We start from the raw sequence: 26,540 nt of genomic DNA, 5'->3' as shown, positions 1-26,540 counted from the left end.
AATCACGCTTCGGATCAGGCTTTGTAGACCACTTGGCGCACGTCGATGTAGCTGGCTCTAAAGCCGGCTTCGCAATAGTGGAGATAAAATTCCCAAAGCTTCTTGAAGCGGTCGTCGAAGCCGAGCGGGACGATCTTTTCCCACGACGCCCAGAAGCGGTTGCGCCATTCGGCAAGCGTGCGGGCATAGTCGTCCGGAAAGACGCGCTCGCGCAGATGGGCAAGGCCATGGTCGCTGCCCAGCGTCTTCAGGATCGACGGCGTCGGCAGCATGCCGCCTGGGAAGACATAGCGCTGGATGAAATCCGGCCTCGCCCGATAGGTGTCGTAGGCGGCCTCGTTGATGGTGATGATCTGCAGGCCGGCGGTGCCGCCGGGCCTCAAGCACGCCTTCATCTTGCCGAAAAATACCGGCCAATATTTTTCGCCGACCGCCTCGAACATCTCGATCGAGGCGATGCGGTCGTAAGTGCCCGTTTCGTCTCGGTAATCCTGCAGCTTGATGTCGACCTTGTCAGACAGTCCCGCCTTCTGGATGCGCGCCTTGGCGAAATCGTGCTGTTCGCGGCTGATGGTCAGGCCGGTGACGCGGCAGCCGATCTCGCGCGCGGCAAATTCGGCAAAACCGCCCCAGCCGCAGCCGATCTCGAGCACATGGTCCTTCTTGCCGATGCCGGTATCCTTGGCCAGCGCGCGGTATTTGGCGGCCTGAGCGCTTTCCAGGTCGTTGGCGCCGGTCGCATAGAGCGCCGACGAATAGGTCATGCTGGGATCGAGCCATTGCTTGTAGAAGGCGTTGCCGAGATCGTAATGCGCCGAGATGTTGCGCTTCGAGCCGGTGCGGGTGTTTTCGTTGAACCAGTGGCGGATGCGCTGGACCGTGTTGATGAGCCAGTTGGCGCCGCCGGCAATGCGTTCCCCAACGGCCGAGTTGACGACGAACAGTTCGAGGAAGCTGGTTACATCAGGGCTTTCCCAGTCGCCGTCCATGTAGGATTCGGCAACGCCGATGGTGCCGCCGGAAAAGGCACGGCCGGGCAGGCGCCAGTTCTTCAACACCAGCTCGGCATCCGGCCCGGGTCCGTTGCCGCCGACAAGCACCGCCCGGCCATCCGGCATCCTCACCTTCAGCGAACCGCGCGGCAATTTCATCGCCGCCGACAGCACCATGCGCGCCTTGGCCGGCAGGCCCTTGACGATCTCGGCGAAATTGAGTTCGTCCAGCCTGATGGCGTCGCCGATGCCTTTGTATTCCCTGACAGCCATCTCACACCCCCCTGGACTTCCGCGGGGGCGGCGCAAGATCTGCCGGCCTCCACATCCTCCACTTTCATTCGCCAGGCGCGAACGCCGTAGCCTGCTTAAATTTTCGCCACAATCTTCCACCGCATCGACCGGAACTTCAAGAGGCAAGCCGTGCCCGGCACTGGCCCAGGTGGCGTGCCTGGGGCCAGAATCGGTGAGGGCGAGCAACCGCCGGTGAAATCGCTATGGTTAGGAACAGCCACATACGTTAGTTTCAGCCATGCGTTACGTCATCGTCATCACCGCCATCGCCTTTTTCCTGATCTGGGATGGCCTCTATAATCAGGGCCGCTATCTCGACACGACGGTCAGGGAAATGTCGCGCGTCGTGCGCTACGTCACCGGCAAAGCCTAGCTTTTGCGCCTCTGCAAAGTCGCCTGCCGGCATTGCCGGGCGCGACATCGTGGCGGTTGACGCGACGGTCCCGCTCACACAAAACATGCCGCAAATCGAACGTGGAGGCAGGTGTGATCCGGCATATCGTTTTCTTCAGCGCGCGGCGCAAGGACGATGTCGAGGCCGTGCGCACGGGCTTGCTCGCGCTGGGCAAGATCCCGCATTCAAGCCTCTTCGAGGTGACGCTCAACACCAAGGTCGATCCGCTGTCGGATGCGATCGACGTGGTCGTCTATGCCGAGTTCGAGGATGATGCCGCGCTTGCCGCCTACAAGGCGCACCCGCTCTATGCCGAGACGACCAGTCGGGTGAAACCATTGCGCGAATTGCGCTATTCGGCCGATGTCGTGGCGATGGCCTGATCGGGCTGGCAAGAGGCCTTGAACCGATTTCCGGAATGATGCACACCGCGCCGGCATGACCAGCACGATCCATCCGCTTGACCATCTTGTGTTGCCGACGGCGAGCCTCGCCGTGGCGCGGGCGCGGCTGACATCGCTTGGCTTCATCGTCGCACCAACCGGCATCCACCCTTTCGGCACCGAAAATTGCTGCGTCTTCTTCGCCGACGGCACCTACCTCGAACCGCTGGCGGTCGGGAATGAACAGGCTGCAGACGAGGCATTTGCCGGTGGCAATGTCTTTGTCGCGCGCGACCGGCTCTATCGCGCCAGGCTGGGCGATGAGGGCTTTTCCGCCGTGGTGCTGGCCACCGACGATGCCGATGCGGACCATGCGCGCTTTATCAAAGCCGGCCTGTCGGCGGGAGACGTACTGAGCTTTTCCCGCGCCTTCACCGACACGGCCGGAAAGAGCGACATGGCCTCGTTCAAACTGGCTTTCGCCGCCGGCGCCGAGACGATGGACGCCTTTCTGTTCGCTTGCGAGCGGATCAACGCCCCTCAAATCGACCGTACGGCACTGCAGGCTCATGCCAATGGCGTGACCGGCATTGCCGAAATCGTTGCGGTCAGCGGCGTGCCATCCGAAAAGCGCCACCTGATCGAGACAGCGACGGGTTCGAGGCAGAGGAGCAGCACGGCGTTCGACCTGGCGAACGCGCGTTTGAGCGTTCTCAAGCCCGCGGCTTTCGCTGAGCGCTTCGGCATGTCGGCTGGCGCGCCGACGGACCTTCGCTTCGCCGCGATCGTCTTTTCGGCCCGCAGTGTCGGCGCTGTCGCGAGGCTGCTTGCAGACAACGCCGTCGGGCACGATATAGCGGGCAACGAAATCGTCGTGCAGCCGGCATCCGGACAGGGCGCGGCTTTCATCTTCCGGGAGACCCCATGAGCAAGCCGCAAGGGCCTAATTCGATGGCGCCGAATTCGTCGGTAACCGTCGGCAACGTCGTCTTCGACAACAGCGGGCCCTTGGCGTTGATCGCCGGCCCGTGCCAGTTCGAATCGCGCCAGCACGCTTTCGACATGGCCGGCGCGCTGAAGGAACTGACCGGCAAGCTCGGCATCGGCCTCGTCTACAAGACCAGCTACGACAAGGCCAACCGCACCTCGCTGTCGGCAACGCGCGGCGCCGGCATGGACGCGGCGCTTCCGGTGTTCGACGAGTTGCGCAAGGCGTTTTCGCTTCCCATTCTGACCGATGTCCACACCGAGGAGCAGTGCGCGATCGTAGCGCACCATGTCGATGTGCTGCAGATTCCGGCCTTCCTGTCGCGCCAGACCGACATGCTGGTCGCCGCGGCCAAGACCGGCAAGGTGATCAACGTCAAGAAGGGGCAGTTCCTGGCGCCCTGGGACATGAAGAACGTGGTGGCCAAGATCACCGGCTCCGGCAACCCCAATGTGCTGACCACCGAGCGCGGCGCTTCCTTCGGCTACAACACACTGGTGTCGGACATGCGGGCTTTGCCCGTGATGGCCGAGATCGGCGCGCCGGTGATTTTCGACGCCACCCATTCGGTGCAGCAGCCGGGCGGGCAGGGCGGTTCCTCCGGTGGCGAGCGCCGCTTTGTCGAGACGCTGGCGCGGGCTGCCGTTGCCGTCGGCGTCGCCGGCGTGTTCATAGAGACCCACCAGGATCCCGACAATTCGACCTCCTCCGACGGGCCCAACATGCTGCCGCTGAAGGACATGCCGGCGCTGCTCGAAAGACTGATGGCATTCGACCGCATCGCCAAGAATGCTGCTGACCTGAACCGAGGCTGATGGATTCGGCGATGGCGCGCGCGCTGCCCTGCTTGTGGAAGGCATAAGCCGGCTGTAGGCTCGCTGCTGCAAATGAGCGTCTTGGCAGGAGGAAGCCATGTCCGTCGCCCGCGTCACCGAAATCACGTCGTCGTCGAAAAAGAGCTTTCAGGACGCCATCGAGAAGGGGATTGAGCGCGCCTCAAAGACCCTGAAGAACGTGGAAGGCGCCTGGATCCAGGACCAGAAGATCGTCGTCGAGGACGGCAGGATCGCGGCCTATCGCGTCAACATGAAGGTGACGTTCATCCTCGCGGAGTAACCGCCCGCCGCTCGAAAAAACGGGAACTTTCGCCCGCGCCCCTCATTGTCAAAGTATCGATCAACGACATGAGGAGCAGCAGCCATGACCACCCAGACAGGCCACACCGAAGCCATCGCCGCTTCGCGCGTCATCGGCACGTCGGTCTACAACACCGAAGGCACGAGCATCGGCAGCATCGAGGACATCATGCTCGACAAGACGTCGAACGGCATCATGTTCGCGGTTATCGGGTTCGGTGGATTTCTCGGCATTGGCGAGAAGTATCACGCCATTCCGTGGGCGAGCCTCGACTATGACGAGGACAAGGGCGGCTATGTCGTGCCGTTCTCGAAGGAGCAGCTGAAGGCAGCACCCGCCTATTCGATCAATGAACTGGCCGGCGCCGATGGCGAGGCCGCGCGTGATGCTTCCTATGATTACTACAAGGTCACGCCGTATTGGCATTGATCAGCTGCGCTGACGCCTGACGTGAAAAGGCCCCCGAATTCCGAAACGGGGGCCTTTTCAGTGCAACCCGACAGTTTCTAAATTATTCTGCCGCATGAAACGTGGACAGCTGCGTCGCCGCCCTTGGCGGCTGCTGCGTATCGCAGGACGTCAGGAACGCCGCCGCGATCAGGAACAAACTCACGATACCGCTCAACTCGGACATGGCGAAACTCCTCCTGTTTCGCCCCGCGCATCACCATCCTAGTCGACACAGAGATTGTTATCTCTGAATTATGATGACGTGGTGTTGTCGAACGTGATCCGAGGCATGCTCAGCCGAGGAGTCCGGCATTCTTCACCGCCTTGAAAACCTTTTCGTGCCAGGCGATCCGATCCGCTTCGCCATTGGCCTGCGTGGCGGAATTGGCGTTGCCGACGTTGATCGCGCGCGAGATCTTTTTGATCAGGCCGGCATCGGCAAAGGCATTGCAGCCTGACCCTTTCCATTCGGCGCAAGCTGCGAGCAGCGAAGTCTGCGGATCCTCGATCAGTTCAGGATGATTGGCGAGGTCAACCTTGGCGAGCTTGCCCTTGGCCGTGTACGCGTCGCGCCCGGTGGTCTGGAACGTGCCGCCGCCGCGGAAATTGAAGCCGTCCAACGTTCCTTTCACATTGCCCATGCGGCCGCCATAGGCCCAGTCGCCCAGGGCTTGCGGCTTGCGCAGCAGGTTGTCCCCGATCCACTGATCGGTCTTGCCCGCGGCTCGCGACCTCCATGCGTTCCGGATTGCCGCCACGGTCGTGTAGGTCAGGGATTCGCGAATGAGGGTGAAGCCACCGGTTTCCATCGCCGCTTGAGCGAAGAAATGCATCAGCCGATCATAGTTGTTGCACACCCCATGATCGCCAAGTGTCTTGAGGCCTTTTTCGGAGGTAAAGGCGCCGATGTAACCGTCATAGATTGTTCGCTTGGAACCGCTTGCCGGTCTGGGCGAGAATTTCTGGAAGACCGCTGCTGGCAAACCCTTGCTCGGATCGCCCGCAACGGCTTCGAGCACGCTCTCGACACTCTCGGTCGACAGCACCGGTTCGCCTTCGACGACCACCGAAGCATTGGGAATTCGCTTGCCGTTGCTTTTCGGGAAGCCACCGCCGGCAAAGGTTTTCAGATCGTCGATGAGGGCGATTACGCGTGTCCGGCTCTCCGTGAAATCCATGTCGGAAAGAGGACCGCTCACCTTCTTCGTCGGGTTGATGCATCCGACGCTGGACAGGAAATTGACGCCCGGATGGATCAGGATTTCGGTGCGCTTGTTGGTCTTCAGCAGTTCGAGTCCAGGTTTGGGTGGCGTCTTGCCGCCAGTGTAGCCGATGGTCACATATTTGCCTCCGGCCTGCGTCGCCAGTGGATAGGTGCCGGGCTCGATGCGCCTGCCATTGTCTTCTTTGGAATTGTCGCCTGGGCCGCGAGATTCACACACGAACCCCGATAGACCCGTTACTGCCGTGCCGTTGTGAAAGACTTTATAGGTACCAACTGTCCTGCGTCTGGTGCCCCTCGTATGCTCGACTTGGCGACTAATAAGAAGTTCCCAGCCAGTACCTGAAATCGCTGCCATTGCCGCCTCCCCAAAGAGTTCAAGTTTGTTGATTTCACTGTGGTCGCCAAATAGTTCGCGTTGTAGATGTGACCCTAACATCTTCGAATTCTCTGCATTGTGAAGTTTGTCACGTTGGCGGTAGCCTCTTTTGAAGCATCGGGTGGAGTTTGTGTGCCGCCTGGTTTCGTGACAAAGGCATTGCCGCAGGGGCGGGGCACCCACCCCATGCCGCGCCAGACATATGACGTCAGGGCGGGCTGTTTGCGTTCAGATGGCGTCGCCCATGCCCCACGGCCTGAGCGCATGGGGCGACTGTCACCATTATTTCATGCCATTCCTGATTGCCTTTTGCGGCACTTTGGCTAAGAGGGGCGCGACGCTTTCAATCGATCAATCGGGGACATCGCAATGACCGCCATCATCGACATTGTCGGGCGTGAAATCCTGGACAGCCGTGGAAATCCGACCGTCGAGGTCGACGTCGTCCTCGAAGACGGCTCGATGGGCCGCGCCGCGGTGCCGTCGGGCGCGTCGACCGGCGCGCATGAGGCCGTCGAACTGCGCGACGGTGGCGCCCGCTATCTCGGCAAGGGCGTGCTCAAGGCGGTCGAGGCCGTCAATGGCGAGCTGTTCGAGGCGATCGGCGGCTTGGAAGCCGAAAACCAGATCCACATCGACCAGACCATGATCGAGCTCGACGGCACGCCCAACAAGAGCCGGCTCGGCGCCAACGCCATCCTCGGCGTCTCGCTGGCGGTCGCCAAGGCCGCGGCGGAAGCCGCCGGCCTGCCGCTCTACCGCTATGTCGGCGGCACCAAGGCGCATTTGCTGCCGGTGCCCATGATGAACATCATCAATGGCGGCGCGCATGCCGACAATCCGATCGATTTCCAGGAATTCATGATCCTGCCGGTCGGCGCGCCGACGCTGCGCGAAGGCGTGCGCTGGGGCTCGGAAATCTTCCACACGCTGCGCAAGAAGCTCAAGGATGCCGGCCACAACACCAATGTCGGCGACGAAGGCGGCTTCGCGCCCAATCTGAAGAGTGCGCCGGTGGCGCTCGATTTCATCATGGAATCAATCGAGAAGGCCGGCTTCAAGCCGGGCGAGGAGATCGCGCTTGGTCTCGACTGTGCGGCGACCGAATTCTTCAAGGACGGCAATTACGTCTATGAGGGCGAGAAGAGGACCCGCGATCCCAAGGCGCAGGCCAAGTACCTGGCCAAGCTTGCCGCCGACTATCCGATCATCTCGATCGAGGACGGCCTGGCCGAGGACGACTGGGAGGGCTGGAAGTACCTGACCGACCTGATCGGCAACAAGACGCAGCTGGTTGGCGACGACCTCTTCGTCACCAACACGGCGCGGCTGCGCGACGGCATCCGCATGGGTGTCGCCAATTCGATCCTGGTCAAGGTCAACCAGATCGGCTCGCTCACCGAAACGCTCGACGCTGTCGAGACCGCGCACAAGGCAGGCTACACAGCCGTCATGTCGCACCGTTCGGGCGAAACCGAGGATTCGACCATCGCCGACCTCGCCGTCGCCACCAATTGCGGGCAGATCAAGACCGGTTCGCTGTCGCGCTCGGATCGCATGGCCAAGTACAACCAGCTGATCCGCATCGAGGAAGAGCTCGGCAAGCAGGCGCGCTACGCCGGCAAGTCGGTGGTCAAAGCTTAAATTCTGCCGAACTGGCGAAAACGACGATGGGCGGGATTTTCCCGCCCTTTTTCGTTGCGGCCGCTGGCTAATGCACCTGTCCGTAACCGTCCATTAAGCACAATCGAGCGACAAATGGCGGTCAAAGGATTGCGACCATGTGGACACGCCAGCACAAGCAGAGAAACACCGGCCGGCTGATCATCCCGTCGTTTTGCGTGGCGTTCCTGGCCTATTTCGGCTTCCATGCCTATCATGGCGAGTTCGGCATCAATTCCAAATATCAGCTCGAAGCGCAGACCATCGAATTGCAGGCCAAGTACGATGCCATCAAGGCGCGCCGGATCGATCTGGAGCGGCGCGTCCAGCTGATGCATGAGGGCACGCTTGAAAAGGATATGCTCGACGAGCAGGCACGCCGGGCGCTCAATCTGTCCCAGCCCGATGAAATCACCATCATGCTGCCGGCCAATTCGAAATAACCGAATTTCGGTTAATCGCTGTTATCTCTAACGATTCTGGGCGTTTAGGCGCATGCCAGCCATGCGTTTTTCTGCATGGCGAAACGCGGTCTCGCATGTTAGCTTCCTTCCAATCGGTGGGGAGGAGCTGATCCTCCCCGGAGCAGACATGGTCTGCTTTAGTGTCCGCGAAGAGACGCCAACAGGGAGTGATGCATGGCCACCGCCGCCAAAAAAGCGCCTGCCAAATCCGTTAAATCGACATCCGCCAAATCAACCGGGCTTTCCGCCCCCAAGCCGGCCGACTTCACCAAGGACGAGGAGCTTGCCGCCTACCGGCACATGCTGCTTATCCGCCGCTTCGAGGAAAAGGCCGGCCAGCTCTACGGCATGGGCTTTATCGGCGGCTTCTGCCACCTCTATATCGGCCAGGAAGCGGTCGTCACCGGCATGAAGATGTCGCTGATCAACGGCGACCAGATGATCACCGCCTATCGCGACCATGGCCACATGCTGGCGATGGAACTGTCACCGCGGGGCGTCATGGCAGAGCTGACCGGACGCCGTGGCGGCCTGTCGAGGGGCAAGGGCGGCTCCATGCACATGTTCTCCAAGGAGAAGCATTTTTACGGCGGCCACGGCATTGTCGGCGCGCAGGTCTCGCTCGGCACCGGTCTCGCCTTCGCCAACCGCTACCGCGACAACAACAATGTGTCGCTGACCTATTTCGGCGATGGCGCTGCCAATCAGGGTCAGGTCTATGAAAGCTTCAACATGGCCTCGCTGTGGAAGCTGCCGGTGATCTACATCATCGAGAACAACCGCTACGCCATGGGCACTTCGGTGTCGCGCTCGTCGGCCGAAACCAATTTTTCGCATCGCGGCGCCTCGTTCAAGATTCCCGGCATTCAGGTCGACGGCATGGATGTGCGTGCGGTCAAATCCGCCGGCGATCAGGCGACCGAATGGTGCCGTGCCGGCAACGGTCCGATCATCCTCGAGATGCAGACCTATCGCTATCGCGGTCACTCGATGTCGGATCCCGCGAAATACCGCTCCAAGGAAGAAGTGCAGAAGATGCGCTCGGATCATGATCCGATCGAGCAGGTCAAGGCGCGGCTGACGGCCAAGAAGTGGGCGACCGAGGACGAGCTCAAGAACATCGACAAGGAAGTCCGCGACATCGTCGCCGACGCCGCCGAATTTGCCCAGCACGACGCAGAGCCGGATCCGTCCGAGCTCTGGACCGACATCGTATTGTAACGGGAGGGCAAGGACATGCCGATCGAAATTCTCATGCCCGCTCTCTCGCCGACCATGGAAGAGGGCAATCTTTCCAAGTGGTTGAAGAACGAGGGCGACAAGGTCGTCGCCGGTGATGTCATCGCCGAGATCGAAACCGACAAGGCGACGATGGAAGTCGAGGCCGTCGATGAAGGCACGATCGGCAAGATCGTGGTTCCCGCCGGCACCGAAGGCGTCAAGGTCAATGCGGTGATCGCCGTGTTGCTGCAGGACGGCGAAAGTGCAGGCGATGTCGAAAAGAGCGGCCAGCCTGCCTCAACCCAGGATGCCGTTTCCGCTGGCGGTCAGCGGACCGATGCAGCCGAGGAAGGCTCAAAGGCGGCTCCCCAGGATTCCGGCGAGGCTCCGAAGGCAGTTCCCGCCGCTCCGGCAGCCAAACCTGCCGCCGATCCGGATATTCCCGCCGGCACCGAGATGATCTCGACTACGGTGCGCGAGGCCTTGCGCGATGCCATGGCCGAGGAAATGCGCCGCGACGGCGATGTCTTCGTCATGGGCGAGGAGGTCGCGGAATACCAGGGCGCCTACAAGATCACGCAAGGGCTGCTGCAGGAATTCGGGCCGCGCCGCGTCGTCGACACGCCGATCACCGAGCACGGCTTTGCCGGCGTCGGCGTCGGTGCGGCGATGGCCGGCCTGAAGCCGATCGTCGAGTTCATGACCTTCAACTTCGCCATGCAGGCGATCGACCAGATCATCAACTCCGCGGCCAAGACGCTCTATATGTCGGGCGGCCAGATGGGCGCACCGATCGTGTTCCGCGGACCGAACGGTGCGGCCGCCCGCGTCGGCGCCCAGCATTCGCAGTGCTATGCCGCCTGGTACAGCCATATTCCCGGGCTAAAGGTGGTGATGCCGTACACGGCTGCCGACGCCAAGGGCCTGCTCAAGGCGGCGATCCGCGATCCGAACCCGGTCATCTTCCTTGAAAACGAAATCCTCTACGGCCAGTCCTTCGACGTGCCGAAGCTCGATGATTTCGTGCTGCCAATCGGCAAGGCGCGCATTCACAAGCAGGGCAAGGACGTCACCATCGTCTCGTTCGGCATCGGCATGACCTACGCCATCAAGGCGGAGGCCGAACTGCGCGGCATGGGCATCGATGCCGAGATCATCGATCTCAGGACCATCCGCCCGCTCGACCTCGACACCGTCATTGCCTCCGTAAAAAAGACCAACCGCCTGATCGTGGTGGAAGAAGGTTTCCCGCAAAGCTCGGTCGGCGACCACATCGCCAATCAGGTGTCGCAGCGCGCCTTCGACTTTCTCGACGCGCCGGTCATCACCATCGCCGGCAAGGACGTGCCGATGCCCTATGCGGCGAACCTCGAAAAGCTGGCCTTGCCCAATGTCGGCGAGGTCATCGAGGCGGTCAAAGCCGTCACGTATCGCTGACGGTCTTTCTTGCGGGGGAGGCAGAAATGGCGACGATGGCAGATGTGAGGAGAATAGCTTGGTCTCTATTTTGGCGGAGCTTCCTGTATAGTATCGCTTGTGGATTTGTTGCTGGCGCGATTGTTGGGTTCGTCATTGGGTTCATTGGCGGTTTTTTTGGACTTCGCCATGAGGCAATTCAAGTACTGAGCTCTGTTGGGGGAGCATGCCTTGGGCTTGTAGCATCATTCCTTTGTTTGAATTTCTTCTTGGCCCGATCGATTGGCAAGGAATTCAAAGGCAAACGTCTAGAACTTGCCGTGGTTAGCCCGGCTGGCTTGCAGGGAGAGTAACTATGCCAATCAACATCACCATGCCGGCACTCTCGCCCACGATGGAAGAGGGCAATCTTTCCAAGTGGCTGGTCAAGGAGGGCGACAGGGTTTCGCCGGGCGACGTGATTGCCGAGATCGAGACCGACAAGGCGACGATGGAAGTCGAAGCGGTCGATGAGGGCACCGTCGCCAAGCTGGTCGTTCCGGCCGGCACTGAAGGCGTCAAGGTCAATGCTCTGATCGCCATTCTGGCTGGCGAAGGCGAGGATGCAGGGGCGGCGGCAAAGGGCGGCGGCGATGCCGCGCCCGCGAAAGCCGATGCCAAACAGGATAAGGCGTCAATCTCCCCACCCGTGGGGGAAATGTCGACGAAGTCGACAGAGGGGGGCGCTGCCCCGCCGACCTCTCAGTCTGTCGCGCCCCCCTCTGGCCTGCCGGCCATCTCCCCCACAAAGGGGGAGATCAGCCAATCGTCAGGCGAGCGCACCCTCGCCTCGCCGCTAGCTCGCCGCATCGCCAAGGACGCCGGCGTCGATGTGTCCGCCGTGAGTGGCACCGGCCCGCATGGCCGTGTCGTCAAGGCCGATGTCGAGGCGGCGATTGCCGGCGGTGGCGCCAAGGCTGCACCGGCCGCGAAAGCCGCACCTGCCGGCGCTCCGGCACCTGCGGCTCCGGCTGCGGCACCCAAGGCGATGTCGGACGAACAGGTGCTGAAGCTGTTTGCCGAAGGATCCTACGAGCTCGTCCCGCACGACAATATGCGCAAGACCATTGCGCGCCGCCTGGTCGAGGCCAAGACAACCATCCCGCATTTCTACCTGACGCTCGACTGCGAGCTCGATGCGCTGCTGGCGCTGCGCACACAGATCAATGCGGCGGCTCCGATGAAGAAGACCGACAAGGGCGAAGTGCCCGTCTACAAGCTGTCGGTCAACGACATGGTGATCAAGGCGATGGCGATGGCGCTGATGGCGGTGCCGGATGCCAATGCATCGTGGACCGAAAGCGCCATGGCCAAGCACAAGCACGCCGATGTCGGCGTTGCCGTGTCGATCCCCGGCGGCCTGATCACACCGATCATCCGCCACGCCGACGAAAAGACGCTGTCCACTATCTCCAACGAGATGAAGGATCTGGCGAGCCGTGCGCGCAGCCGCAAGCTGAAGCCTGAGGAATATCAAGGCGGCACGACGGCGGTTTCCAATCTCGGCATGTTCGGCATCAAGGACTTTGCCGCCGTCATCAACCCGCCGCATGCGACGATCCTGGCCGTGGGTGCGGGCGAGCAGCGGCCGGTGGTCAAGAATGGCGAGATCAAAATCGCCAACGTCATGTCGGTGACGCTGTCGACCGATCACCGCGCCGTCGACGGAGCGCTCGGCGCCGAACTTCTGGTCGCCTTCAAGCGCATGATCGAAAATCCGATGGGCATGCTGGTCTAGGAAGGAAAAAGGCTGTGCGGAAATTCGTCACCAGCCTTTTCGCCCTGATCCTTTCCGGCCTGGCCGGCGGGCTGGTGGCGCTGTGGCTGGCAATCGTCACCAATGCGAATTCCGAATACATCCTGGTCTTCATGGTTTCGGCGCTGGTCACCATCGTTGCGACGGTGGCGTTTTTCATCGCGCAGTTCGTGCCAAACCCGCAAAGGGCGATAAACCTGACGGGGCTTGTTGGGATTGCGTTGTTCGTGCTGGCCGGGATCGGGCTGATTGCCTGGACCTTCTCTCAGCCGCCGGGCAAGGCCCAGTGGTCGGGCGATCTCCCCGTTGTCGCCGGTCTGATTTTGCCAAGCATCGCCACGGTTATCGTGCAGTGGCTGCTCGTGGGATGGCGCGTACGGCGCGGGCTTAGGGCGGAGGCGGGTGCGGGTGCATGAAGACGATCCTCTGCTACGGCGATTCCCTGACCTGGGGCTATGACGCGGCGAGCCTCGGGCGCCATGCGCTGGAAGATCGCTGGCCGAGCGTGCTCAAGGCGGCGTTGGGCGACGATGATATCGAAGTCATTGCCGAAGGTCTGAACGGCCGCACCACGGCTTTCGACGATCACCTGGCTGGTGCCGACCGCAATGGCGCCAAGGTGCTGCCGACGATCCTGACCAGCCATGCGCCGCTCGACCTGATCATCGTCATGCTCGGCGCCAACGACATGAAGCCCTGGATCCACGGCAATCCGGTCGCGGCCAAGCAGGGGGTGCAGCGGCTGATCGACATCGTGCGCGGCCACGATTATCCGTTCGACTGGGCCGCGCCGCAAATCCTGATCGTCGCGCCACCAGCGGTCAGCCGCACCGACAATGCCGAATTCAAGGAAATGTTTGCCGGCGGCGACGAGGCCTCGAAGCGGCTGGCGCCGCAATATTCCGCGCTCGCCGACGAGGCCGGCTGCGGCTTTTTCGATGCCGGCACGGTGGCCGAGACCACACCGATCGACGGCGTCCATCTCGATGCCGAAAACACGCGCAATATAGGTGACGCATTGGCGCCATTGGTGCGTGTGATGCTGGAACTCTAGAGAAAATCAGGGAGAAACCCCGTGGCTGAATCCTACGACGTCATAATCATCGGCTCAGGCCCCGGCGGCTATGTCACGGCGGTGCGCTCCGCCCAGCTCGGCTTCAAGACGGCGATCGTCGAGCGCGAGCATCTCGGCGGCATCTGCCTCAACTGGGGCTGCATCCCGACCAAGGCGCTGCTGCGCTCGGCCGAGATCATGCACTATTCCGATCATCTGAAGGACTACGGCCTGAAGCTCGAAGGCGGCAAGGTCAGCGCCGACACGGCCGCTGTCGTCGACCGCTCGCGCAAAGTGTCGTTGAGGCTCAATGGCGGCGTCGCCTTCCTGATGAAGAAGAACAAGGTCGACGTTATCTGGGGCGAGGCCAAGCTCTCCAAGCCGGGTGAAATCGTCGTCTCCAAGACGGCGAAGAAGCCGATGGAGCCGCAGCCACCGGTGCCCAAGGGCGTCAAGGGCGAGGGCACCTATACCGCCAAGCACATCATTCTCGCCACCGGCGCCCGGCCGCGCGCGCTGCCCGGCATCGAGCCGGACGGCAAGCTGATCTGGACCTATTTCGAGGCGATGGTGCCGAAGGAGATGCCGAAGTCGCTGCTGGTCATGGGTTCGGGCGCCATCGGCATCGAGTTCGCCTCCTTCTACCGCACCATGGGCGCCGAGGTGACGGTGGTCGAGCTTTTGCCGGCGGTGATGCCGGTCGAGGATGCCGAGGTCTCGAAATTCGCGCAGAAGCAGTTCGAGAAGCAGGGCATGAAAATCATCCTCGAGGCCAAGGTGACCAAGGTCGAGAAGGGTGCCAACTCGATCACCGCCCATGTCGAGATGAAGGACGGCAAGGTCGAGAAGATCACCGCCGACCGCATGATCTCGGCCGTCGGCGTGCAGGGCAACATCGATAATCTCGGCCTCGAGACGCTCGGCGTGAAGACCGATCGCGGCTGCCTCGTCATTGACGGCTATGGCAAGACCAACGTTCCCGGCATCTACGCTATCGGCGATGTCGCCGGACCGCCGATGCTCGCCCACAAGGCCGAGCATGAAGGCGTGGTCTGCATCGAGAAGATCGCCAATTTCCCCGGCGTGCATGCGACAGACAAGCTGAAGATCCCGGGCTGCACCTATTGCAACCCGCAGGTCGCCTCGGTCGGGCTCACCGAAGCCAAGGCCAAGGCCGAAGGCAAGGACATCCGCGTCGGCCGTTTCCAGTTCGGCGCCAACGGCAAGGCGATCGCGCTTGGCGAGGACCAGGGCTTCATCAAGACCATCTTCGACAAGAAGACCGGCCAGCTGCTCGGCGCGCATATGGTCGGCGCCGAGGTGACGGAGCTGATCCAGGGCTTTGTCGTGGCGATGAACCTGGAGACCACCGAGGAAGAGCTGATGCACACCATCTTCCCGCATCCGACGCTGTCGGAGATGATGAAGGAAAGCGTGCTCGATGCCTATGGCCGTGCGCTCAACGCGTGATAAATTGGTGCCGCGAGACTCAGACGCATGCGCCGGAGGAACCTTACGGCAAGACAGTTCGTTTCCGGATGCATTTTCACCTGACACTGGAGGAGTTGGCATATGGACGTGAATGGCGTGGGCTGGATTGCGGCCATCATCATCGGCGGTTTGGCCGGGTGGCTGGCCGAGATGGTCATGAAGAGCAATACCGGCGTCTTGATGAACATCATTATGGGCATTGTCGGCGCGGTGGTGCTGAACGCAATTCTCAGGGCGCTCAACATCGAACCCTTCGGTGTCGGCTGGCTCGCCTACCTGATCACCGGCTTCATCGGCGCCTGCCTGCTGATCTTTGCCGGGCGGCTCATACGCCGCTAGACTACCGCTATGCGAAAAAGGCTGTGGCGGCATGCGCCGCCGCGGCCTTTTTCTTTGCACCGAAAAGTCCTAGATGACGTCAGAAGGGCGAATGCCGACGGGCAGACGCCAACAAGTCAGGTTTGAGATGGTCACTGTTCTCGACACGATCGCCAACGCGCCGCGCCTGCGGCACCCCGAGAAGGCACACAAGCCTGATCAGGACGTGCTGCGCAAACCCGACTGGATCCGCGTCAAGGCGCCGATGTCGAAGGGCTATGCCGAAACCCGCGAGATCGTGAAGTCGCACAAGCTGGTCACCGTGTGCGAAGAGGCCGGCTGCCCCAATATCGGCGAGTGCTGGGAAAAGAAGCACGCCACCTTCATGATCATGGGCGAGATCTGCACGCGCGCTTGCGCCTTCTGCAATGTCGCCACCGGCATTCCCACCGCGCTCGATGCCGATGAGCCGGCGCGTGTCGCGCATGCCGTCAAGCAGATGGGGCTGACCCATGTCGTCATCACCTCGGTCGACCGCGATGATCTCGCCGATGGCGGCGCGCAGCATTTCGCCGAGGTTATCCGGGCGATCCGAGCAGCGACGCCCTTGACCACGATCGAAATCCTGACGCCCGATTTCCTGCGCAAGGAGGGCGCGCTGGAGATCGTCGTGGCGGCCAAGCCCGATGTCTTCAACCACAATCTCGAAACCGTGCCGTCGAACTACCTGACGGTGCGGCCGGGTGCTCGCTATTTCCACTCGATCCGGCTGTTGCAGCGGGTCAAGGAGCTCGACCCGTCGATCTTCACGAAGTCCGGCATCATGGTCGGCCTCGGCGAAGAGCGGAACGAGATCCTGCAACTGATGGATGACCTGCGCTCGGCCAATGTCGACTTCATGACCATTGGCCAGTATCTGCAGCCGTCGAAGAAACACCACCCGGTGATCCGCTTCGTCACGCCGGAGGAGTTCAACTCCTTCGCGACGATCGGCAAGACCAAGGGTTTCCTGCTGGTGGCGTCGAGCCCGCTGACGCGCTCCTCGCATCATGCCGGTGACGATTTCGCCAGGCTGCGGGCGGCGCGTGAGGCGCAGCTTAAAAAAGCCAGTTAAAATCCTGCTTCAATGCCGAAATTCGAAGCCACACGCCGCGTTGCCCACACGCCGGAGCAGATGTTTGCTCTGGTCGCCGATATCGAGACCTATCCGCAATTTCTGCCGCTTTGCGAGGCGCTGACGGTGCGCTCTCGCAAGGAGCGTGATGGCCGCACCATTCTCCTCGCCGATATGAGCATCGGCTACAAGGCGATCCGCGAGACCTTTACGACGCAGGTGCTGTTGAAGCCGGACGAGAACACAATCGACGTCAAATACATCGATGGGCCGTTCAAATATCTAAGCAATATCTGGCGCTTCGAGCCGGCCGACGGCGGCGGCTGCAACGTTCGCTTCTTCATCGACTACGAGTTCAAGAGCCGTATCCTCGGCGTGTTGATGGGCACCATGTTCGATCGCGCCTTCCGCATGTTTTCCGAAGCGTTCGAAAAACGTGCGGACGTCATCTACGGAACGACGCCCATCTCATGAGTGTCGCCCAGCGCGCGCAGGCCGATCTCCAGCGCATGCTTGACCGTCTCGCGGCGGATGAAGTCACGGCCATTGTCGGCAAACATATTGAGCTCGGCAGCCACCGGCCCACCTCTTAGGGCAACTCCGAACCAGACGAGGCCGACCGGTTTTTCCGGCGAGCCGCCGCTTGGGCCGGCAATGCCGGTGACGGCAAGCGCAAGCCCGGCGCGCGAGCGGGCCAGAGCGCCCTCCGCCATCTCCAGAACCGTTTCGCGCGAGACGGCGCCATGCGCCTCGAGTGTGGCGGGCGAGACGCCGAGCATCTCCATCTTTGCTTCATCGGAATAGGTGATGAGGCCGCGATCGACGACAGCGGACGAGCCGGCAATGTCGGTCAGTGCCGAGATGATCATGCCGCCGGTGCAGCTCTCGGCCGTCGCCAGCATGATGCCGCGTTGCTGGCAGACCTGGAGCAGGGCGTTGGCAAGATCGCTGTTGTTCATGCGGGAACCTCCCCGGGGAAGACGACACTGGCGGTGGCGATGGCGGCGATGCCTTCCTCGCGGCCGACAAAGCCGAGTTTCTCGTTCGTCGTCGCCTTGATCGAGATGCGATCGCTGGAAATGCCCAGCATCGCCGACAGCGCATTGGTCATGGCCCCGCGATGCGGGCCGACGCGCGGCGCCTCGCAGATCAGCGTGATGTCGGCATTGGCGATGCGGCCGCCGCGTTCGCGCACCAACCTGGCCGCATGCTCGACGAAGATCTTTGACGCCGCGCCCTTCCATTGCGGATCGGAAGGCGGGAAATGCGTGCCGATGTCGCCGGCGCCGCAAGTGGCGAGCAGCGCATCGGTCAGCGCGTGCAGGCCGACATCGGCATCCGAATGGCCGGAAAGCTTCTTGCGGTGCGGAATGGCGACGCCGCACAGGGTGACATGGTCGCCGGCCTCGAAGGCGTGCACGTCATAGCCATTGCCGGTGCGAATGTCTGGAAAACGCTCGCCAGTAAGCCGTTGATCTGCCATCGCAATATCCCTTGCCCAGGTCAATTTGACATTGTCCGGCGACCCCTCGACGATTTTTACCGGAATATGCGCCCATTCGGCGATCGCGGCATCGTCGGTGAAATCCGCCTTGCCGAGATGATGGGCCTTTTCATGCGCGGCGAGCAACGGCCAGAACGGAAAGCCTTGCGGCGTCTGGGCGGCATGAAGGCCGGCCCTTGGCACCGTCTCTTCGATCATGCCGGTCGTCGACTCGCGCTTCAGCGTATCGGCGACGGGCAAAGCGGGCAGCGCGCCCTGGCGCTCGCCAATGGCGGCGATGATACGGTCGATCAGGGCCGTGTCGACAAACGGCCGCACCGCGTCATGGACAAGGACACGGCCGGGCGTACGTTCCCTCAGCGCCAGCAGGCCGAGCCGGACCGAGGCCTGGCGCGACTCGCCACCGACCACGGCGGTAACCCGCTCGGCATACGCGCCGGCTGCCTTGTCGAAAAGCGCGCGGTCATCGGCATGGATGGCGACGACGACGGGGCCAATTTCGGGATGCGCCAGGAAAGTCTCCAGCGTGCGCGCGATGACGGCACGGCCACCAATGCGCTGATATTGCTTCGGCCCGTCGGCCTTTCCGGCACGCGCGCCGCGACCGGCGGCAACGATGACCAAGCCGACCTTGTCGGTCGTCGCTTCGGCCGGTTTTTCGCTTGCGTCTGTCATGCCGAGAGGCTTAGTCGCGGCTTATGGCGAAGGCCAGCATTTTCCCAAATGCGCCGCAATGTGACGTCATTGCGCGTTGCACAATGCCTTTCTTATGGCTAGAGAATGTGCAGCAATCCGATATGCTTGGTTTTTGTGCATGCCTGAAGTGACAAAATTGGCTTCGCCGCTCGACGTTGGCGGCGTGACGATCCGCAACCGCGTCTTCCTCGCGCCCATGTCGGGAATAACGGACGAGCCGTTCCGGCAGCGCGCCTACGCGCATGGCGCGGGCCTAGTCGTGTCGGAAATGGTGGCGAGCGGCGAGCTTGCCAAGGGCAGGGTCGGATGCGACCTGCGCATCCGTCATTCCGGGCTGCCCGTCCATATGGTTCAGCTTGCCGGCCGCGAGGCCGAGCACATGGCCGAGGGCGCGCGCATCGCTGCCGGCGAGGGCGCCGACATCATCGACATCAATATGGGCTGCCCGGCCAAGAAGGTGACCGGCGGCTATGCCGGCTCGGCGCTGATGCGCGATCTCGACCACGCGCTGTCGCTGATCGAAGCGGTGATCGGCGCGGTCCAGGTGCCGGTCACGGTCAAGATGCGGCTCGGCTGGGACGACAATGCGCTCAATGCACCCGTTTTGGCGCGCCGCGCCGAAGAGGCCGGTGTTGAAATGGTGACCGTGCATGGGCGCACGCGCTGCCAGTTTTATCAAGGCAAGGCCGATTGGGGCGCCATCGCCCGCATCAAGGACGCCGTCTCGATCCCGGTGGTCGCCAACGGCGATGTGGGCTCGCCCGCGGAGGCCGCCGAAATCCTTGAACAGTCGGGCGCCGACGCGGTGATGATCGGTCGTGCCCATTATGGCGCGCCATGGACGGCGGGCCGCATTGCGGCGAAGGCTGCGGGCGACCCGCTCTCCGGCGTGCCGGAAAGCCCGCAAGCCATGGCCGACTACATCGTTTCCCACTACGAGGACATGCTGACGCTTTACGGCGTCGAAAGCGGCTTGCGCCAGGCGCGCAAGCATCTCGGCTGGTATCTCGACCGCCACGCTGCTGGCGTTTCCGATGAGCGGCGGAAAGCCATCCTCACCTCTTTCGAACCCGCCCGCGTCATTGCCTTGCTGCATGAGGTGTTTTCCGGCGAAGCCACGCCCTTGCGGAGCGCCGCATGAACGCCACCGTCACACCGAGCTCCGACATGGCGGATGCCGCCAGTATAGTGCTGAACACCATCCGCCGTCCCGTCATCATGGTCGATCCGGACGGGTTCATCACCTACGCCAATGCCGATGCGGAAGACTTCTTCCGCTCAAGTGCCAACATGCTTGCCCGCAACACACTCTCCAAGCTGATCCCGTTCGGCAGCCCGCTGTTGCAGCTGGTCGACCAGGTGCGCGAGCGCCGTGCGCCGGTCAACGAATACCGTGTCGACGTGTCGTCGCCGCGTCTCGGCATCGAGAAGGTCGTTGATCTCTATGTCGCGCCGGTGCCGGAATTCCCAGGCTCGATCGTGGTGATGTTCCAGGAACGCTCGATGGCCGACAAGATCGACCGCCAGATGACACACAGGGGTGCCGCGCGTTCGGTCACCGGCCTTGCCGCCATGCTGGCACATGAGATCAAGAACCCGCTGTCCGGCATACGTGGCGCCGCACAGCTGCTCGAACTCTCGGCGTCCGACGAGGATCGCGCGCTGACCCGCCTCATCACCGACGAGACCGATCGTATCGTCTCCCTGGTCGACCGCATGGAAGTGTTTTCCGACGAGCGGCCGATTGACCGCTATCCTGTCAACATCCATGTCGTTCTGGACCATGTGAAGGCAATCGCGAAGAACGGTTTTGCCAAGCGAATCAGGATATTGGAGGACTATGATCCATCATTGCCTCCGGTTTTCGCCAACCGCGACCAACTGATCCAGGTGTTCCTCAACCTGGTCAAGAATGCCGCCGAGGCGATCGGCGGCGATCCGCAGGGCGAGATCGTGCTGTCGACGGCGTTCAGGCCGGGCATCCGCGTTTCCGTTCCCGGAACCCAGGACCGCGTCTCGCTGCCGCTGGAATTCTGCGTGCGCGACAATGGGTCGGGCGTCTCGGAAGACATTCTGCCGATCCTGTTCGATCCGTTCATCACCACCAAGCCGAACGGCTCGGGGCTCGGCCTGGCGCTGGTGGCGAAAATCGTCGGCGAGCATGGCGGCATCATCGAATGCGATTCGACGCCGCGCGGCACCACCTTCCGAATCCTGATGCCGGCCTGGAAAGAAACACCCATCGACACTGCCGATGATGAAGGCGAAGGAGACCGCAAATGACGGTTCGCGGCAATATTCTCGTCGCCGACGACGATGCGGCCATCCGCACCGTGCTCAATCAGGCGCTGTCGCGCGTCGGCCATGAGGTGCGCGTGACCTCCAACGCCTCGACGCTGTGGCGCTGGGTGGCGGCGGGCGAGGGCGATCTCGTCATCACCGACGTGGTGATGCCTGATGAAAATGCCTTCGACATGCTGCCGCGCATCAAGAAGGCGCGGCCGGAGCTGCCGGTCATCGTGATGAGCGCGCAAAACACTTTCATGACGGCGATTCGTGCTTCCGAAACAGGTGCTTACGAGTATCTGCCGAAGCCGTTCGACCTGACCGAACTGCTCAACATCGTCAACCGGGCGCTGTCAGAGCCGCGCCGACCGAAGATCGATACGCGACCGGAAGAACAGCCTGACGCGATGCCGCTGGTCGGCCGGTCGGCCGCCATGCAGGACATCTACCGCATGCTGGCGCGCATGATGCAGACCGACCTGACGGTGATGATCTCGGGCGAGTCCGGCACCGGCAAGGAATTGGTGGCGCGCGCGTTGCACGAATATGGCCGTCGCCGCGGCGGTCCGTTCGTCGCCATCAACATGGCGGCGATCCCGCGCGATTTGATCGAATCGGAGCTGTTCGGCCACGAGAAGGGCGCCTTCACCGGCGCACAGAACCGCTCGACCGGCCGCTTCGAGCAGGCCGAGGGCGGCACGCTGTTCCTCGACGAGATCGGCGACATGCCGATGGAGGCGCAGACGCGGCTGCTGCGCGTGCTGCAGCAGGGCGAATACACAACGGTCGGCGGGCGCACCCCGATCAAGACCGATGTGCGCATCGTCGCCGCCACCAACAAGGATCTGCGCACGCTGATCAACCAGGGGCTTTTCCGCGAGGATCTGTTCTATCGCCTGAATGTCGTGCCGCTTCGGCTGCCGGGTTTGCGTGAGAGATCGGAAGACATTCCCGATCTGGTGCGGCATTTCTTCAAGATCGGCGCCAGCGAAGGCTTGCAGACCAAGCGCATTTCGACCGGCGGCATCGAATTGATGAAGCGCTATCCGTGGCCGGGAAACGTGCGCGAGTTGGAAAACCTGGTGCGCCGGCTTGCGGCGCTCTATTCGCAGGACGAAATATCAGCCGAGATCATTGAAGCCGAGCTGAAGACAGGCGAAAGACCGGTCGTTCCCGGCGGCGGCAATTTGATCCCGGACGATCTATCCATCGGCCAGGCGGTGGAGCACTTCCTGCAGCGCTATTTTGCCTCTTTCGGCGGTGAGTTGCCGCCGGCAGGTCTCTATCAGCGCATCTTGTCCGAGGTCGAATATCCGCTGGTCCTTGCCTCGATGACGGCAACCCGCGGCAACCAGATCAAGGCCGCCGAACTGCTGGGCCTCAACCGCAACACGTTGCGCAAGAAGATTCGCGAGCTGGGTGTCAACGTCTACAAATCGTCGAGATCATGAGCGCCTGCTGCCCGAAGTGACGCGAGGTCATCCCCTTTTCAGGGGATCGGCGGCCGAAAGATTTCCGTCACGGCCACACTTGTTGCATAATCGCCACAATGCGTTGCATACATCCAACGCAATCACTGGCTCTTAGACGGCGACATGGCTTCGCAAGCTCTGACATCAAACGAACCGCTTTTCAGCAGACCCGGCCAGAGGGATGGACGGCGGCTGCTTGCGTTGCCTGGCGTTGTGGCAATTGCCGGCGCGCTGGTTACGGCGGCAATCTCGTTTGCGATTCTTGTCGGCGCCACGCCGATCACGCCAGACGCAAACACAACGCTGACGCTGATTGCGGCCAATGCCTTATTTGTGCTGGCGCTGATTGCTCTGGTCGGCCGCGAGGTGCATCGCATCACCATGGCGCGCCGGCACGGCAAGGCGGCGTCACGGCTGCATGTGCGCATCGTGACGATGTTTGCGCTGGTCGCGGCCATCCCCGCCATCATGGTGGCCATCATTGCCTCGATCACGCTCGATATCGGCCTCGACCGCTGGTTCGAAATCCGCACCAAGGCGATCGTCAACTCGTCGCTGTCGATCGCCGACGCCTATGTGCAGGAAAACGCTCGTAATCTTCAGGGCACGACGCTGTCGATGGCCTATGATCTCGACGCCTCGCGCACGCTTTACGGCCTCGATCGAACCGGCTTTCTCGACCTGATGAACAAGGAAGCCGTGGGCAGGAGCCTGGTGCATGCGGCGCTGGTCAGGGAAGACGGCTCCTTTGTCATGAGCGCGAAGACCGATGCGGATTTCTCTATGCCGCCACCGCCGGAGGGCGCGGTCAGCGCCGCGGCCGACGGCAAACCGGTGCTGATCGAGCCGAAGACGCGCAACATCATGGGCGCCATCATCAAGCTGCGGGAGATCGAAGGCCTCTACCTCTACACCAATCGCCTGGTCGACCCCGAAGTGATCAAGGCGAGGGCGATCGTCCAGTCCAACACCGCCGAATATCGCGGCCTGGAAGACAACAGGCGGACGTCGCAGGTGGCGTTCGCGCTGCCCTATCTGTCACTGACGCTGATCATCATCCTGTCGGCCATCTGGACCGGCATAGCGGTGGCCGACCGTCTGGTGCGGCCCATCCGTCAACTCATCGGCGCGGCTGACGAGGTTGCGACCGGCAATCTCGATGTCGCCGTTCCGGTACGGCCTTCCGACGGCGATGTCGCCTCGCTTGGCGATACGTTCAACAAGATGCTGCTGGAGCTTAAATCGCAGCGCAACGAGATCCTGTCGGCCAAGGATTTGATCGACGAACGGCGTCGTTTCTCGGAAGCGGTGCTGGCCGGCGTCACCGCCGGCGTCATCGGCGTCGATCCCTACGGCATCGTCTCCATCGTCAACAAATCGGCCGAAACGATGCTGGCCATATCGGCCACGGCGGCGCTGGGGCAGAACCTGTCCGCCGTGCTACCGCATGTCGGGCGTGTCTTCGAGATCGGCCGCAAATCCGGCAAGCCGGTCTATCGCGAGCAGGTCACCTTCTATCGCACCGGCGCCGAGCGTACCTTCAACGTGCAGATCACCATCGAGGCCGGCGACGACGGCGAGGAGGAGAAATCCTACGTCGTGACTGTCGACGACATCACCGATCTGGTCCAGGCACAGCGCTCGTCGGCCTGGGCGGATGTGGCGCGGCGTATCGCACATGAAATCAAGAACCCGCTGACGCCGATCCAGCTCTCGGCCGAGCGCATCAAGCGACGCTTCGGCAAGGTCATCACCGAGGACCGCGAGATTTTCGACCAGTGCACCGACACGATCATCCGGCAGGTCGAGGATATCGGCCGCATGGTCGACGAGTTCTCGGCTTTCGCCCGCATGCCCAAGCCCGAGATGAAAGCCATCGATCTGCGTGAATTGCTGCGCGAGGCGTCGTTCCTGGTCGAAGTCAGCCGCGCCGACATTGCTTTCGAACGCGTGTTCGGCAACGAGCCGCTCAAGGGCACGTTCGATAGCCGATTGATGGCGCAGGCTTTCGGCAACGTCATCAAGAACGCGGCCGAGGCGATTGACGGGCTGGAACAAAAGGACGGTTCGCACGGCATAATCCGGATTCAAGCTGCCCGGCAGAATGGCGCGATCAGAATCGACGTCATCGACAATGGCAAAGGCTTGCCGCGCGAGAACCGCCAAAGGCTGCTCGAGCCCTACATGACGACGCGCGAGAAGGGCACCGGGCTCGGTCTCGCCATCGTCAAGAAGATCGTGGAGGACCATGGCGGGCGGCTCGAATTGCACGATGCGCCCGCGGATTTCCACGGTGGACGCGGCGCGATGATCTCGATCATCCTGCCGCCAGCTGCCGCAACCGCGCCGCCACGCGGTCAAGGCGAAACGGAACACGAACGAGAAACTGAAAAGGTCGGTAATGGCGTCTGATATTCTCATCGTCGATGACGAGGAAGACATCCGTGAACTCGTCGCGGGCATATTGAGCGACGAAGGGCATGAAACCCGCACGGCATTCGATGCCGACAGCGCGCTCGCGGCAATCGCCGACCGGGCGCCGCGGCTGATTTTCCTCGACATCTGGTTGCAGGGCTCGCGCCTCGACGGGCTGGCGCTGCTCGACGAGATCAAGACGATGCATCCGAGCCTGCCGGTGGTGATGATCTCCGGCCACGGCAATATCGAGACAGCGGTGTCGGCCATCCGCCGCGGCGCCTATGATTTCATCGAGAAGCCGTTCAAGGCCGACAGGCTGATCCTGATCGCCGAGCGGGCGCTCGAAACCTCGAAATTACGGCGCGAGGTCTCCGACCTCAAGCAGCGCAGCGGCGAAACTTTCGACTTGATCGGCATGTCGTCGGCGATGAGCCAGCTGCGCCAGACCATCGAGCGCGTTGCGCCGACCAACAGCCGCGTCATGATCATCGGTCCGTCCGGTTCGGGCAAGGAGCTCGCCGCGCGCGCCATCCACACGCTGTCGACGCGCAAGGGCGCGCCGTTCGTGACGCTGAGCGCGGCCAACATCACGCCCGAGCGCATGGAGATCGAGCTGTTCGGCACCGAATCGAACGGCACCGAGCGCAAGGTCGGCGCGCTTGAAGAGGCGCACCGCGGCATTCTCTACATCGACGAAGTGGCCGACATGCCGCGCGAGACGCAGAACAAGATTTTGCGCGTGCTGGTCGAACAGCAGTTCGAGCGGGTCGGCGGCACCAAGCGGGTCAAGGTCGACGTCCGCATCATCTCCTCGACCTCGCAGAACCTGGAGGCGATGATCGCCGACGGCCGTTTTCGCGAAGACCTCTATCATCGCCTGGCGGTGGTTCCGGTCATGGTGCCGGGCCTGGCCGAGCGGCGAGAGGACATTCCCTATCTCGTCGACAATTTCATGAAGCAGATCGCTCGCCAGGCCGGCATCAAGCCGCGCCGCATCGGCGACGATGCGCTTGCCGTGCTGCAGGCGCACAACTGGCCGGGCAATGTCCGCCAGCTGCGCAACAATGTCGAACGGCTGATGATCCTGGCGCGTGGCGACGATATCGATGCGCCGATCACCGCCGACCTGTTGCCGTCGGAGATCGGCGATGTCATGCCGCGCACGCCGAACCAGTCCGACCAGCACATCATGGCGCTGCCGCTGCGCGAGGCGCGCGAACAGTTCGAGAAGGACTATCTGATCGCCCAGATCAACCGTTTCGGCGGCAACATCTCGAAGACGGCCGAATTCATCGGCATGGAGCGCTCGGCGCTGCACCGGAAACTGAAGTCGCTGGGGGTCTGACCCCCGTTGTTGTTGGTCCAGCGGGCTGTGGCCCATTCAATTGCC

The 26,540-nt window shown here is 62.2% G+C and carries 28 protein-coding genes; 23 read left to right on the top strand and 5 right to left on the bottom strand.

Going from position 1 to position 26,540, the window contains the following annotated elements; genetic code table 11:
* Positions 1–14: 14 nt before the first annotated feature.
* The gene (locus tag ACYG9V_RS20605; protein ID WP_023668904.1) at positions 15–1,265 is read right to left on the bottom strand and encodes an SAM-dependent methyltransferase; all 1,251 of its coding nucleotides are present in this window, start codon (positions 1,263–1,265) and stop codon (positions 15–17) included.
* A gap of 259 nt (positions 1,266–1,524) precedes the next feature.
* Between ACYG9V_RS20605 and ACYG9V_RS20600 the strand changes: the two genes are divergently transcribed.
* The 6 genes from ACYG9V_RS20600 (at position 1,525) to ACYG9V_RS20575 (ending at position 4,617) form a co-directional block, all read left to right on the top strand.
* On the top strand, positions 1,525–1,659 hold the full coding sequence (locus ACYG9V_RS20600; protein WP_023668905.1) for a hypothetical protein: 135 nt from the start codon (positions 1,525–1,527) through the stop codon (positions 1,657–1,659).
* Between the two features lie 113 nt (positions 1,660–1,772).
* Positions 1,773–2,063, top strand: a complete 291-nt coding sequence (locus ACYG9V_RS20595) for a Dabb family protein (RefSeq protein WP_023682566.1) — start codon at positions 1,773–1,775, stop codon at positions 2,061–2,063.
* A gap of 55 nt (positions 2,064–2,118) precedes the next feature.
* Positions 2,119–2,991, top strand: coding sequence for a VOC family protein (locus ACYG9V_RS20590; protein WP_023714175.1), 873 nt, complete (start codon positions 2,119–2,121; stop codon positions 2,989–2,991).
* Positions 2,988–3,866 (top strand): 3-deoxy-8-phosphooctulonate synthase, encoded by an 879-nt coding sequence (gene kdsA, locus ACYG9V_RS20585; RefSeq protein WP_023706540.1) that lies wholly within the window; start codon positions 2,988–2,990, stop codon positions 3,864–3,866. Before ACYG9V_RS20590 ends, kdsA begins: the two co-directional genes overlap by 4 nt.
* A gap of 97 nt (positions 3,867–3,963) precedes the next feature.
* Positions 3,964–4,167, top strand: coding sequence for a dodecin family protein (locus tag ACYG9V_RS20580; protein ID WP_023668908.1), 204 nt, complete (start codon positions 3,964–3,966; stop codon positions 4,165–4,167).
* An 84-nt stretch (positions 4,168–4,251) separates the two neighbouring features.
* The gene (locus ACYG9V_RS20575; protein WP_023668909.1) at positions 4,252–4,617 is read left to right on the top strand and encodes a PRC-barrel domain-containing protein; all 366 of its coding nucleotides are present in this window, start codon (positions 4,252–4,254) and stop codon (positions 4,615–4,617) included.
* A gap of 82 nt (positions 4,618–4,699) precedes the next feature.
* Here ACYG9V_RS20575 and ACYG9V_RS20570 read toward each other — a convergent pair whose 3' ends face one another.
* Both ACYG9V_RS20570 and ACYG9V_RS20565 read right to left on the bottom strand, forming a co-directional pair.
* Entirely contained in the window at positions 4,700–4,822 is a 123-nt protein-coding gene (locus ACYG9V_RS20570; RefSeq protein ID WP_023668910.1) for a hypothetical protein, read from the bottom strand.
* Positions 4,823–4,931: 109 nt separating this feature from the next.
* Positions 4,932–6,299, bottom strand: coding sequence for a glycoside hydrolase family 19 protein (locus ACYG9V_RS20565; protein WP_198020369.1), 1,368 nt, complete (start codon positions 6,297–6,299; stop codon positions 4,932–4,934).
* A gap of 309 nt (positions 6,300–6,608) precedes the next feature.
* Here ACYG9V_RS20565 and eno point away from each other — a divergent pair, with 309 nt between their 5' ends.
* From eno to ACYG9V_RS20505, 12 genes are all read left to right on the top strand, one after another.
* The gene (gene eno / locus ACYG9V_RS20560; RefSeq protein WP_023701745.1) at positions 6,609–7,883 is read left to right on the top strand and encodes a phosphopyruvate hydratase; all 1,275 of its coding nucleotides are present in this window, start codon (positions 6,609–6,611) and stop codon (positions 7,881–7,883) included.
* Between the two features lie 137 nt (positions 7,884–8,020).
* Positions 8,021–8,344, top strand: coding sequence for an FtsB family cell division protein (locus ACYG9V_RS20555; RefSeq protein ID WP_352763322.1), 324 nt, complete (start codon positions 8,021–8,023; stop codon positions 8,342–8,344).
* A gap of 195 nt (positions 8,345–8,539) precedes the next feature.
* Positions 8,540–9,586: a pyruvate dehydrogenase (acetyl-transferring) E1 component subunit alpha gene (gene pdhA, locus ACYG9V_RS20550; protein ID WP_023682559.1), complete on the top strand. Its 1,047-nt coding sequence runs from the start codon at positions 8,540–8,542 to the stop codon at positions 9,584–9,586.
* A gap of 15 nt (positions 9,587–9,601) precedes the next feature.
* The gene (locus tag ACYG9V_RS20545) at positions 9,602–11,023 is read left to right on the top strand and encodes a pyruvate dehydrogenase complex E1 component subunit beta (RefSeq protein ID WP_352763323.1); all 1,422 of its coding nucleotides are present in this window, start codon (positions 9,602–9,604) and stop codon (positions 11,021–11,023) included.
* 26 nt (positions 11,024–11,049) lie between these two features.
* Positions 11,050–11,355: a hypothetical protein gene (locus ACYG9V_RS20540; RefSeq protein WP_352763325.1), complete on the top strand. Its 306-nt coding sequence runs from the start codon at positions 11,050–11,052 to the stop codon at positions 11,353–11,355.
* A 2-nt stretch (positions 11,356–11,357) separates the two neighbouring features.
* Positions 11,358–12,779, top strand: a complete 1,422-nt coding sequence (locus ACYG9V_RS20535; protein ID WP_352763327.1) for a pyruvate dehydrogenase complex dihydrolipoamide acetyltransferase — start codon at positions 11,358–11,360, stop codon at positions 12,777–12,779.
* A 14-nt stretch (positions 12,780–12,793) separates the two neighbouring features.
* A complete protein-coding gene (locus ACYG9V_RS20530; protein ID WP_023832202.1) occupies positions 12,794–13,213 on the top strand; it encodes a hypothetical protein in 420 nt (139 codons plus the stop codon).
* Positions 13,210–13,851, top strand: a complete 642-nt coding sequence (locus ACYG9V_RS20525; protein ID WP_023668918.1) for an SGNH/GDSL hydrolase family protein — start codon at positions 13,210–13,212, stop codon at positions 13,849–13,851. Before ACYG9V_RS20530 ends, ACYG9V_RS20525 begins: the two co-directional genes overlap by 4 nt.
* A 21-nt stretch (positions 13,852–13,872) precedes the next feature.
* Positions 13,873–15,321, top strand: coding sequence for a dihydrolipoyl dehydrogenase (gene lpdA, locus ACYG9V_RS20520; protein WP_352763328.1), 1,449 nt, complete (start codon positions 13,873–13,875; stop codon positions 15,319–15,321).
* 102 nt (positions 15,322–15,423) lie between these two features.
* On the top strand, positions 15,424–15,681 hold the full coding sequence (locus ACYG9V_RS20515) for a GlsB/YeaQ/YmgE family stress response membrane protein (RefSeq protein ID WP_023668920.1): 258 nt from the start codon (positions 15,424–15,426) through the stop codon (positions 15,679–15,681).
* A gap of 127 nt (positions 15,682–15,808) precedes the next feature.
* Positions 15,809–16,774, top strand: a complete 966-nt coding sequence (lipA, locus tag ACYG9V_RS20510; protein ID WP_023688453.1) for a lipoyl synthase — start codon at positions 15,809–15,811, stop codon at positions 16,772–16,774.
* 12 nt (positions 16,775–16,786) lie between these two features.
* Positions 16,787–17,248 carry a type II toxin-antitoxin system RatA family toxin gene (locus ACYG9V_RS20505; RefSeq protein WP_023710532.1) on the top strand — a complete coding sequence of 154 codons (462 nt, stop codon included), beginning with the start codon at positions 16,787–16,789 and terminating at the stop codon, positions 17,246–17,248.
* On the opposite strand, the gene ACYG9V_RS20500 is transcribed toward ACYG9V_RS20505, so the two are convergent.
* Together ACYG9V_RS20500 and ACYG9V_RS20495 are read right to left on the bottom strand one after the other, a co-directional pair.
* Positions 17,224–17,733 carry a CinA family protein gene (locus ACYG9V_RS20500; protein ID WP_352534931.1) on the bottom strand — a complete coding sequence of 170 codons (510 nt, stop codon included), beginning with the start codon at positions 17,731–17,733 and terminating at the stop codon, positions 17,224–17,226. The two genes, ACYG9V_RS20505 and ACYG9V_RS20500, sit on opposite strands and share 25 nt — an antisense overlap.
* Entirely contained in the window at positions 17,730–18,953 is a 1,224-nt protein-coding gene (locus tag ACYG9V_RS20495; RefSeq protein WP_352534929.1) for a bifunctional 2-C-methyl-D-erythritol 4-phosphate cytidylyltransferase/2-C-methyl-D-erythritol 2,4-cyclodiphosphate synthase, read from the bottom strand. The genes ACYG9V_RS20500 and ACYG9V_RS20495 overlap by 4 nt, the downstream gene beginning before the upstream one ends.
* A gap of 139 nt (positions 18,954–19,092) precedes the next feature.
* Here ACYG9V_RS20495 and dusB point away from each other — a divergent pair, with 139 nt between their 5' ends.
* The 5 genes from dusB to ntrX all read left to right on the top strand — a co-directional run bounded on the left by dusB (position 19,093) and on the right by ntrX (position 26,495).
* A complete protein-coding gene (gene dusB / locus ACYG9V_RS20490; protein ID WP_352763329.1) occupies positions 19,093–20,115 on the top strand; it encodes a tRNA dihydrouridine synthase DusB in 1,023 nt (340 codons plus the stop codon).
* On the top strand, positions 20,112–21,257 hold the full coding sequence (locus tag ACYG9V_RS20485) for a two-component system sensor histidine kinase NtrB (protein ID WP_023706549.1): 1,146 nt from the start codon (positions 20,112–20,114) through the stop codon (positions 21,255–21,257). The genes dusB and ACYG9V_RS20485 overlap by 4 nt, the downstream gene beginning before the upstream one ends.
* A complete protein-coding gene (gene ntrC / locus ACYG9V_RS20480; protein ID WP_352763331.1) occupies positions 21,254–22,711 on the top strand; it encodes a nitrogen regulation protein NR(I) in 1,458 nt (485 codons plus the stop codon). Before ACYG9V_RS20485 ends, ntrC begins: the two co-directional genes overlap by 4 nt.
* Positions 22,712–22,855: 144 nt before the next feature.
* Positions 22,856–25,144 carry a sensor histidine kinase NtrY-like gene (locus ACYG9V_RS20475; protein ID WP_460222007.1) on the top strand — a complete coding sequence of 763 codons (2,289 nt, stop codon included), beginning with the start codon at positions 22,856–22,858 and terminating at the stop codon, positions 25,142–25,144.
* Positions 25,134–26,495 (top strand): nitrogen assimilation response regulator NtrX, encoded by a 1,362-nt coding sequence (gene ntrX / locus ACYG9V_RS20470; RefSeq protein ID WP_023668929.1) that lies wholly within the window; start codon positions 25,134–25,136, stop codon positions 26,493–26,495. Before ACYG9V_RS20475 ends, ntrX begins: the two co-directional genes overlap by 11 nt.
* The last annotated feature ends 45 nt before the right edge of the window (positions 26,496–26,540 follow it).

The sequence above is a fragment of the Mesorhizobium sp. W016 genome (assembly GCF_054719485.1).
Note: the sequence above shows the minus strand (reverse complement) of the source record. Positions and strands in the feature narration are given on the sequence as shown.

Bases quoted from the DNA above. Each gene is read 5' to 3' on its own strand.
- kdsA (WP_023706540.1), top strand. From the start codon at position 2,988: ATGAGCAAGCCGCAAGGGCCTAATTCGATGGCGCCGAATTCGTCGGTA.
- pdhA (WP_023682559.1), top strand. From the start codon at position 8,540: ATGGCCACCGCCGCCAAAAAAGCGCCTGCCAAATCCGTTAAATCGACA.
- ntrC (WP_352763331.1), top strand. From the start codon at position 21,254: ATGACGGTTCGCGGCAATATTCTCGTCGCCGACGACGATGCGGCCATC.
- ACYG9V_RS20600 (WP_023668905.1), top strand. From the start codon at position 1,525: ATGCGTTACGTCATCGTCATCACCGCCATCGCCTTTTTCCTGATCTGG.
- ACYG9V_RS20505 (WP_023710532.1), top strand. From the start codon at position 16,787: ATGCCGAAATTCGAAGCCACACGCCGCGTTGCCCACACGCCGGAGCAG.
- ACYG9V_RS20495 (WP_352534929.1), bottom strand. From the start codon at position 18,953: ATGACAGACGCAAGCGAAAAACCGGCCGAAGCGACGACCGACAAGGTC.
- ACYG9V_RS20580 (WP_023668908.1), top strand. From the start codon at position 3,964: ATGTCCGTCGCCCGCGTCACCGAAATCACGTCGTCGTCGAAAAAGAGC.
- lipA (WP_023688453.1), top strand. From the start codon at position 15,809: ATGGTCACTGTTCTCGACACGATCGCCAACGCGCCGCGCCTGCGGCAC.
- ACYG9V_RS20535 (WP_352763327.1), top strand. From the start codon at position 11,358: ATGCCAATCAACATCACCATGCCGGCACTCTCGCCCACGATGGAAGAG.
- ACYG9V_RS20540 (WP_352763325.1), top strand. From the start codon at position 11,050: ATGGCGACGATGGCAGATGTGAGGAGAATAGCTTGGTCTCTATTTTGG.
- ACYG9V_RS20525 (WP_023668918.1), top strand. From the start codon at position 13,210: ATGAAGACGATCCTCTGCTACGGCGATTCCCTGACCTGGGGCTATGAC.
- ACYG9V_RS20565 (WP_198020369.1), bottom strand. From the start codon at position 6,299: ATGTTAGGGTCACATCTACAACGCGAACTATTTGGCGACCACAGTGAA.
- ACYG9V_RS20545 (WP_352763323.1), top strand. From the start codon at position 9,602: ATGCCGATCGAAATTCTCATGCCCGCTCTCTCGCCGACCATGGAAGAG.
- ACYG9V_RS20475 (WP_460222007.1), top strand. From the start codon at position 22,856: ATGGCTTCGCAAGCTCTGACATCAAACGAACCGCTTTTCAGCAGACCC.
- ACYG9V_RS20485 (WP_023706549.1), top strand. From the start codon at position 20,112: ATGAACGCCACCGTCACACCGAGCTCCGACATGGCGGATGCCGCCAGT.
- ACYG9V_RS20605 (WP_023668904.1), bottom strand. From the start codon at position 1,265: ATGGCTGTCAGGGAATACAAAGGCATCGGCGACGCCATCAGGCTGGAC.
- ACYG9V_RS20555 (WP_352763322.1), top strand. From the start codon at position 8,021: ATGTGGACACGCCAGCACAAGCAGAGAAACACCGGCCGGCTGATCATC.
- ACYG9V_RS20500 (WP_352534931.1), bottom strand. From the start codon at position 17,733: ATGAACAACAGCGATCTTGCCAACGCCCTGCTCCAGGTCTGCCAGCAA.
- ACYG9V_RS20575 (WP_023668909.1), top strand. From the start codon at position 4,252: ATGACCACCCAGACAGGCCACACCGAAGCCATCGCCGCTTCGCGCGTC.
- ACYG9V_RS20570 (WP_023668910.1), bottom strand. From the start codon at position 4,822: ATGTCCGAGTTGAGCGGTATCGTGAGTTTGTTCCTGATCGCGGCGGCG.
- eno (WP_023701745.1), top strand. From the start codon at position 6,609: ATGACCGCCATCATCGACATTGTCGGGCGTGAAATCCTGGACAGCCGT.
- ACYG9V_RS20590 (WP_023714175.1), top strand. From the start codon at position 2,119: ATGACCAGCACGATCCATCCGCTTGACCATCTTGTGTTGCCGACGGCG.
- ACYG9V_RS20515 (WP_023668920.1), top strand. From the start codon at position 15,424: ATGGACGTGAATGGCGTGGGCTGGATTGCGGCCATCATCATCGGCGGT.
- dusB (WP_352763329.1), top strand. From the start codon at position 19,093: ATGCCTGAAGTGACAAAATTGGCTTCGCCGCTCGACGTTGGCGGCGTG.
- ntrX (WP_023668929.1), top strand. From the start codon at position 25,134: ATGGCGTCTGATATTCTCATCGTCGATGACGAGGAAGACATCCGTGAA.